6 protein-coding genes and 3 pseudogenes are annotated in these 7,650 nt (G+C 74.3%); 7 read left to right on the top strand and 2 right to left on the bottom strand.

Annotation, left to right across the window (positions count from 1 at the left end; all coding sequences use genetic code 11):
- Positions 1–253 precede the first annotated feature (253 nt).
- From G6R25_RS19125 to G6R25_RS30820, 7 genes and pseudogenes are all read left to right on the top strand, one after another.
- Positions 254–1,474: an ATP-binding protein gene (locus tag G6R25_RS19125; protein ID WP_235949086.1), complete on the top strand. Its 1,221-nt coding sequence runs from the start codon at positions 254–256 to the stop codon at positions 1,472–1,474.
- Between the two features lie 108 nt (positions 1,475–1,582).
- Complete coding sequence (locus tag G6R25_RS19120) at positions 1,583–2,338, top strand: helix-turn-helix domain-containing protein (protein WP_163554063.1); 756 nt, start codon at positions 1,583–1,585, stop codon at positions 2,336–2,338.
- Positions 2,339–2,372: 34 nt separating this feature from the next.
- Positions 2,373–2,966, top strand: coding sequence for a hypothetical protein (locus tag G6R25_RS19115; protein WP_235949084.1), 594 nt, complete (start codon positions 2,373–2,375; stop codon positions 2,964–2,966).
- A gap of 85 nt (positions 2,967–3,051) precedes the next feature.
- A pseudogene (locus tag G6R25_RS30835) lies at positions 3,052–4,026 on the top strand (Hsp70 family protein); the annotation flags it as partial.
- Positions 4,027–4,139: 113 nt separating this feature from the next.
- Positions 4,140–4,370 (top strand): annotated as a pseudogene (locus tag G6R25_RS30830) (Hsp70 family protein); the annotation flags it as partial.
- Between the two features lie 247 nt (positions 4,371–4,617).
- A pseudogene (locus tag G6R25_RS30825) lies at positions 4,618–5,076 on the top strand (WD40 repeat domain-containing protein); the annotation flags it as partial.
- Positions 5,077–5,155: 79 nt separating this feature from the next.
- Positions 5,156–5,767 (top strand): WD40 repeat domain-containing protein, encoded by a 612-nt coding sequence (locus G6R25_RS30820; RefSeq protein ID WP_419469381.1) that lies wholly within the window; start codon positions 5,156–5,158, stop codon positions 5,765–5,767.
- 16 nt (positions 5,768–5,783) lie between these two features.
- Here G6R25_RS30820 and G6R25_RS19105 read toward each other — a convergent pair whose 3' ends face one another.
- Positions 5,784–6,530, bottom strand: a complete 747-nt coding sequence (locus G6R25_RS19105; RefSeq protein WP_163554062.1) for a dienelactone hydrolase family protein — start codon at positions 6,528–6,530, stop codon at positions 5,784–5,786.
- 135 nt (positions 6,531–6,665) lie between these two features.
- Positions 6,666–7,142 (bottom strand): nuclear transport factor 2 family protein, encoded by a 477-nt coding sequence (locus G6R25_RS19100; RefSeq protein ID WP_235949082.1) that lies wholly within the window; start codon positions 7,140–7,142, stop codon positions 6,666–6,668.
- Positions 7,143–7,650 lie beyond the last annotated feature (508 nt).

Below are 7,650 nucleotides of genomic sequence, written 5' to 3'. Positions count from 1 at the left end.
GGCCCGGCGGCACCGGATCGGGGATGGGCGACGGCGGGACGGGGTCCGGAGGCGTCGGCAGCGGGCCCGGGCCGGGCGGCGGCAGGACCGCCGCGGCCGCCGATCCCAGGCGCTGGCCCGGCGCCGGAACAGGGGTGAGGCAGAGGGTGTCCATCTCGTGGCGGTGCCCGCGCAGCGCCCGACGCACACCACAACGACCGGATCGGACGCAGGGGGTGGCCGTGTCCGCGCTCGATCACTACCGTGGCGACCCATGACCGGGTTGGGTGGAGCCGCGGGTCCGCCCTGGGTCGTCGTCCATCGCACCGAGCAGCGCATGTCGCGGATGGTCGGGTACGCACGGGCCGCCTGTGCGACGTTCGTGGTCATCCCGCTGTTCGGGTGGGACCGGCTGCGCCATCCCTGGCTCGCCGTGCTGATCGTGGTCGCCGCCGCCACCGAGGCGAGCTGGTTCGCCTCGCGGGCATGGCGCGGGCCGGACCGGCTGTCCCGCCGGCTGGTGCTCACCGACGTCGCCTTCTGCGTGGCGCTGATGCTGGTCGGCTCCCGCGCAGCGCAGCCACACGAACGCAACAAGCTGATGACCGAGCTGGTGCCGTTCAGCCTGGTGGCCTCGGCCGGTGTCGGGTTCGGCCTGGGTCTGGGGCTGCTCGCCGTCGCCGCGGTGGCGATCCTGATGGCGGCGTGGAGCCTGGCCGTGCTGCCGGACGTCTCCCTCAAGCTCGGCTCGGACCTGCTGGGCTTCGCCCTGTGGTACGTCGTCGCGATGCTCATTGCCCGGGAGCTGCGGATGCTGTCCATGGCGACCGCGGCCGCCCAGGACGCGGCCAGGGCGGCCGGCCGGGTAGCCGTGGAGCAGGAACGGGAGGCCGAGAGCCTGCGCCAGCGCGAGATCACCCACCGGGAGATCCACGACTACCTGCTGCCCATCGTCGACCACGTCGCCGGCGGCGGCACCCCGTCCCCCGCGCTGGTCCGGGAGGCCAGACGCGGGGCGCAGCGTGCCCGGCGGATCATCATGGACCCGCGCGGGCTGGAACCGCGAGTCCTCGACGGCGACGGTGGTGACGGCGGTGGCGGTGACGGTGGTGACGGCGGTGGGACGCCCGCGCCGGGCGAGACCGGGTTCGAGGCGATGATGTCGGCGGTCGTCGACACGTTCGCCGACGAGGGCCTCGCACTCGTCCCCTTCGTGGCGATCCAGGGCGAGCCGCCCGCGCCGGTGTGCGAGGCGCTGGTCGCCGCGACCCGGGAGGCGCTGCGCAACGTCGTGCGGCACAGCGCCGGGGTGGACGAGGTCAGCCTGTTCGTCGATGGCGACGCGGGCGCGGTGCTCGTGGTCGTCCGCGATCGGGGCGTCGGGTTCGACCCGGCGACGGTCCGCCCCGGTGGCGGGATGAGCGGCAGCTACCAGGCCGTGCGCCGGCACGGGGGGCAGGTGCTCGTCACCGGCCAGCCGGGCGGCGGGGTCTAAGGTGACGCTGCGCTGGCCGGCCCCGCCGGCCCCGCCCAGCCCGCCAATCCCGCCCAGTCCGCCCGATGGCGGGACACCGTCTCCCGCGCCCGAGCAGGCGGACTCGCGGTGAGCGCCGAGCGCCGGCCGATCTCGGTGGCGATCATCGACGACCATCCGATCGCCACCGAGTCGCTGGCCGCCCGCTTCGTCGGCGCCGGGTTCTCGGTCCTCGCGCCGGCCCCGAGCCTCGAGCCGTTCGACCGCAGCGCCGCGGCCGTGGCCGACCTGCACACCCGCGGTCTGCCAGTCCTGACCACGTCCGGGGTGGCGACTCCCGACGAGGTGCTCGACGCGATCGCCGCGCAGGCCCGCGGGTTCGTCGACAAGACGGCGCCGGCGCAGCAGTTCGTGGCCGCGGTGACCGCCGTGGCCACCGGCAGCTACCACGTCTCCGCCCGACTCCCCGGTTTCCTGCTGGAGGACGCGCAGCGGCGCCCGCTTTCTCGCGGCGAGCTCGACGCCGACGAACGCAACCTGCTGCGCGGCCTCGCCCAGGGGGATCATCTCGACGAGCTGTGCGCCGAGTGGGGTCTGTCCGCACCCGACGCGCACGGCCGGCTCGCCCGGATCTTCGACGCCGCCCGTCGCCGGCGCCGGCTGCACCGGCCCTCGCCGCGGGAGGCCGAGGTGATGGTCCTCGTCGGGTGCCGGGGCCTGTCCCACAAGGAGGCGGCCAGGGCGATGAACGTCAAGGCCAGCGTCGTCGCCGACTACCTGCGCACGGTGCGGGCCAAGTACATCGCGAGCCACCCCGACGCCCCGCCGACGATCCCCCCGAGCACCGCCGCCGCAATCTGGGCCCGCGAACTCGGCTTCGACTGAGCGCCACTTCGCCCCGTCGCGTCCCCCGGTTTTCGTGGGATTGCCCGATGTCTCCCGCACCCACACCCTCGTCAAGATGGGTGGGGGCGCAGAGAAGGGGGACCGGACCCGGGCGGACCGCCTGCGTGCGGCATTCCTCGCCTCCTTCCTCGACGCGGCGGCGTTGCCGCGCGGGATGTGCCGGATCCGGCCGCCCGACACCGTGACCCCGCCGCCCGACACCGTGGCCCCGCCGCCCGGCGGTCGGACGGTGCACCAGGGCCGGGCCATCTGGCTGGGTACGCCCGACGCGGAGCTCTACCGGCTCGACGACACGCGCTGGCTGCTGCCGAGCCCACGCCGGGCCGGCGAACTCGCCCGGGAGCTGCTCGAACCACCGGCCACCCCGCCGCTCGCAGATGCGGGAGACGACCCGCCGGGCGCCGGGCACGTTAGCGTTCTTCAGGTCGGTCCCGTGGTGGCGCGGCTACAGGCCGTCCCCGGCGAGGGTTCGGCGCTGCCGGACGGCCTCGCTGCCGACCTCGACCGGCTGGCCGCGCAGCAGATCTCGGTGCTGGCCGGCGCGGCCCTCGACCTGCGCCGGCCTGCCTGGCACCCCGCCCGGTGGATTTCCCGACCGGGCCGGTGACGACGGCGGAAAACCAGCAGGGAAACCAGCGGGGAAACCAGACTTCGACGGCTTGCGCCAGCGCTTTTCCCCCGATGAATCGGGGATGGCGGGCGCCGTCGACATCCCGCACGATGAGTCCAGGGACCGCGCCGGTGCGACGGGTCAGGCCGGTTCGCCGGGGGGACGAGACGGCCAGGTGCCGAATCGGGGGCGCACCGGCGTGGTTCCGCGGGCTGCCGGCCGTTACGGGGGAGGCCGGCAGTCCGCCACCGCAGCCGGGCACCGCCCGGCGCCGCGCCGCCAGCACTCCGCGGCAGCCCCCCGCGCCACCCTCACCACAGGCCGCTGCCGCGACGCAACCACGGGCGGCAACCGGATACGGACGGTCAGTCCCGTTTTCCTGGTGTTTAGCGAGGGTGTCGACGGTGCCCCGGTCGGCGCCGCTACGATCTGCCCACCGGAGTCGTGGACAGGGGGTGCCGTGGGCGAGCCGATCCTCGCGATCGACTACGGTACCTGCAGTGCCCGGGCGGCTCTTGCCGTCGAAGGCCGCATCGAACCGGTCCGGGAACCCGCCAGCGGCTCGGTGAGCTGGCCGGCGTCGGTGTTCGCCGACGGGGGCAACCTGATCGTCGGCACCCTCGCCGAACGCCGCAAGCGCATCTGGCCCGCCGCCTACCGCGGCGAGATCAAACGTGACCTGGCCCGCGACGGCGCCGTGCCCCTCGACGGCCGCGGCTACCCGGCCCGCGTGCTGGTCACCGCCGTGCTCGGCGCTCTGAAGGCGGAGGCGGAGCAGCAGCTCGGCGGCCAGGCGCTGACCCGGGCCGTCGTCACCGTGCCGGCGAGCTACGACCCGGCCGGCCCGCTGCGCCGGCTCATGATCGCGGCGGCGGAGGCCGCCGGCTTCGTCGACGTCGACCTGCTCGCCGAGCCGGTCGCCGCGGCCTGGTCGCCGCTGGTCGGCGCCGAGCCCGAGCCCGGTTCACTGATGCTCGTCTACGACCTGGGCGGCGGGACGTTCGAGGGCGCGTTGGTCTCGGTCGGCGAGAACGGCCGGCACGAGATGATCGCGCACGCAGCGCTGCACGACTGCGGCGGGCGTGACCTCAACCAGATCCTGTTCGACGAAATCCTCGGCCTCTACGGTCCGGGGCTGGAACCGCTCTCAACCCGCCGGGCATCGGCGACATGTACCAAACCACGGCCAGCCGCACCCGCCACGAGCTGCTCGACTTCGCCCGCGCGGTCAAGCACCAGCTCAGCGACATCGCGGTCGTCGAGGACGTGTTCAGCCCGGCGGGCCTGCTGGTCAGCATGCAGCGCGGCCGGCTCACCCAGCTCGCCTCGCCGACCCTGGCCCGCACGATGGCCTGCTGCCAGCACCTGCTGGAGACCGCCGGGTACGGGCCGGACAAGCTCGGCGGGGTACTCCTCGTCGGCGGCAGCTCGCGCATCCCGGTGGTCACCGACGTGCTGGAGGGACGGCTCGGGGTCGGGCACCGACTGGCCCGGCCAGCAGCTGTTCTCCCCGGTCGACCCGGAGCTCGCGGTGGTGCTCGGCGCGGCGGCCTGGGCGTCATCGGTGTCGACCCGGCGGACCACCGCCGCGCGGCCGAACCCCGTGTTGCAGCCGGCCCGCTGGGACATCCCCGGCGGGCGGGCGACGATGGTTCGCTGGCTGGTCGAACCGGGGGAACGCTTCGACTCGGGCGCCGTGCTGGCCCGCGTCCGGCTCACCGGCGGCACCCTGTTCGACCTGGCCGTCGAGGGGCCGGGCAGCCTCATCCACACCCACGCCGAGCCCGGCACGCCGGTCCGCGACGCCGACTGGATCGCGACCACCCTGCCTTCCGGGCCCGCGCCGCTGGGTTCGCCGGGCGCCGCGGACCTGCGCGGCTTCGAACGCAGCAGCCGCCCGTCACTGCACGTGGAGGTCACCGCGCGCGCGACGCTCACGGGCCACGAGCGCGACGTCACCTCCGCCGCCTTCTCCCCCGACGGCGGGCTGCTCGCCACCACCAGCAAGGACGGCACCCGGCTGTGGGACGTCGCGACCGGCCGCGTGGCGACGACGCTCAGCGGGCGCAAGAGCCTGGTCGTGCACGGCTGCGCGTTCTCCCCCGACGGCAAGCTGCTGGCCACCACCGGCAGCGACAAGACCGCCCGGATCTGGGACGTCGCCACCGGCCACCGGCCGCCAGACGGTGACGCTGACCGGTCACCGCGGCCCGGTCTACGGCTGCGCCTTCTCCCCCGACGGCAGCCTGCTCGCGACCACCGGCACCGACCGCACCGTGCGGCTGTGGGGCTCGTCGACCGGCAAGAACATCGTCACCCTCAACGGCCACCGCGGCACCGTCTACGGCTGCGCGTTCTCCCCCGACGGCCGGCTACTGGTCACCGCGGGCGCCGAGTCGACGCTGCTGTGCGACGTCTCCGTCGGGGAGGCCATCATGAGCCTGCCCGGGCACACGAACTTCACCGGCGGCTGCGCCTTCTCCCCCGACAGCAGCCTGCTGGCGACCGCCGGCAACGAGGGGACCCGGCTGACCGACGCCGGCAGCGGCAGCACCGTCGCGACCCTGCCCGGCTCGGCCCAGAGCTGCGCCTTCTCCCCCGACGGCCGGCTGCTGGCGACGGCGAGCACCGACGACACCGCCCTGTTGTGGGACGTCTCGACCGGCGCGGCCATCGCGACCCTCACCGGGCACAGCAGCACCGTGATGAGCTGCGCCTTCGCCCCCTTCGGCCTGCTGCTCGCCACGACCAGCACAGACATGACCGCCCGCCTCTGGGACATCATCTACACCCCCTGAGGCGGGGGCCGGAGCGTCAGCCGGTGGGCAGGTCCCGGGCGAACAGCGCCGTGACCTGTTCCCAGTGCCGCTGCGCGGCCGCGGGATCGTAGCTGAGGTTGTCCCGGACGGCGAAGCCATGCGCGGCGGTGTACTGCTCCAGCTCGTAGCGGGCACCGGCCTTGTCCAGCGCCGCGGTGAGCAGCTCCTGCTGCTCCGGCGTGCAGGATCGGTCGTCGGCCGCGACGCCGAAGTAGAGCGCGGCCTGGATGACCTCGGCCCGCAGGTGCGGGCTGGTCGGCTCCTCGGTGGCGATGCCGCCGCCGTGGATCGACGCGGCGGCCGCGACCCGGTCCGGGATCGCGCCGGCCAGGATGAAGGCCATCAGCCCGCCCCGGCAGTAGCCGACCGCGCCGACCTTGTCGGCCCGCACGTCGGAACGCCCCTCCAGCACGTCGAGCAGCGCCGCGGTGTCACGAACGACCGACGCCGGGTCCGCCTTGCCCATCACGGCCGTCAACTCGGCGCGTAGATCAGGATCGGACCACACCTTGCCCACGTCGAACGAGATCTTGCCGGACCGGTAGAAGAAGTTCACCAGCGCCACCGCGTATCCGAGCGAGGCGAGCTGGGCGGCCATGTCGTGCATGACCGGGCGAACACCACCGGCGTCCGGGTAGAAGATGACGACCGGGGGCGTCGCGCCCCCGCCGCCGTCGGGGGTGTGCAGGTACACGTCCATCACACCGTCGGCCGTGCGTACATCAAGTTCGGTGACGGGCACTCGGTTCGCCTCCCGCTGGTCCTGGGCCCGGCCTGATGCTGGGCCGCAGCCATGCCGGCAAGCAGCATCCTCCATCGCGCCCCGAGGAGGCGCGGACGGCCCCCGCGGAGGCGGAGGCGGAGATGCCCGGGAGGCTCAGGCGGGACTCGCGGAGTCCGCGCCTTCGGCGTCTGCCGCATCCGCGGGCGGGCACTCGAGGCCGAAGTCCTCGAGCACAGCGCTCGGCGCGACGCCGCAGCCCACCTCGTAGGTACCGAGCTGGACGAGCTTCCAGCCGCCGTCGGTGCGGTGCAGCACGCCCTCCGCCCGGTCGAGGTCCTCGACCGTCGGGTGCAGCTCGGTGTACGCCCAGCTCGGGTCGCTGCTCGCGAGGGCGGTGCCGGCGACCTTGTACTCGTTCGCCGGGACCTGAGCGGTGTACGGGCTGGTGCGTACCGCCTCGGCGATCGCGTCGGCCTCGCGGGTGGAAGGAGCCACGGTCTCGGCGTCGCGGACCGGCGACACGATCACCCCCGTGCTCGCGTTGGCGACGGTGGAGGAACCGGTACAGGCGAAGGCAGTACCCACTGTGACGACCCCCGCGGTGACCAGAGTGGCTGTGGGCAGTACCACCCGACGCGCCACGCGAGGGCGCACGCCGTGGCGGACGGACTGAGGACGACGGTGTCGAGCCATGCGAAGCACGTACCCAGTTTGCGCGGGTGAACCCCCCTTGGGGCACGATTCCCCGGTCGTCCTGCCGACAGACCACAGCGTGCTCCCGGGGGGTCCCCGCCGTCACCTGGGTGGCAGCCGCGTGACGTCGGGATCGTCACCGTGAGACGAGATCGACGCCGGCACGGAACGCGCCGAAAGAGGTAGCGCGACCGGGCCCCGCGGCCGGTCCCCGCCGCCACCGTCAGGCCCGCTAGGCATGCCACTGCCAGCCTCGCCCTCGAGGCCCCCATCAGCTGCCAGGCCTGTCGACGTCGGTCAGGGCGGCGCCGTCGATCTCCGTCCGGCCTCGAGGTCGATGCCGCCGTCCTCCCCGAGCCGGCGCGGCCCGCCGGCGGCGGCCAAGCGCGCCGCCCGTCCGAATCAGCCGGGTTCCTCAGCCGGCGTCGCTGGTCAGGTCCGCTTG

This window comes from Candidatus Frankia alpina (assembly GCF_902806485.1).
GTDB classification, from domain to species: Bacteria; Actinomycetota; Actinomycetes; order Frankiales; family Frankiaceae; genus Frankia; species Frankia alpina.
This window is presented reverse-complemented; position numbering and strand designations above follow the sequence as displayed.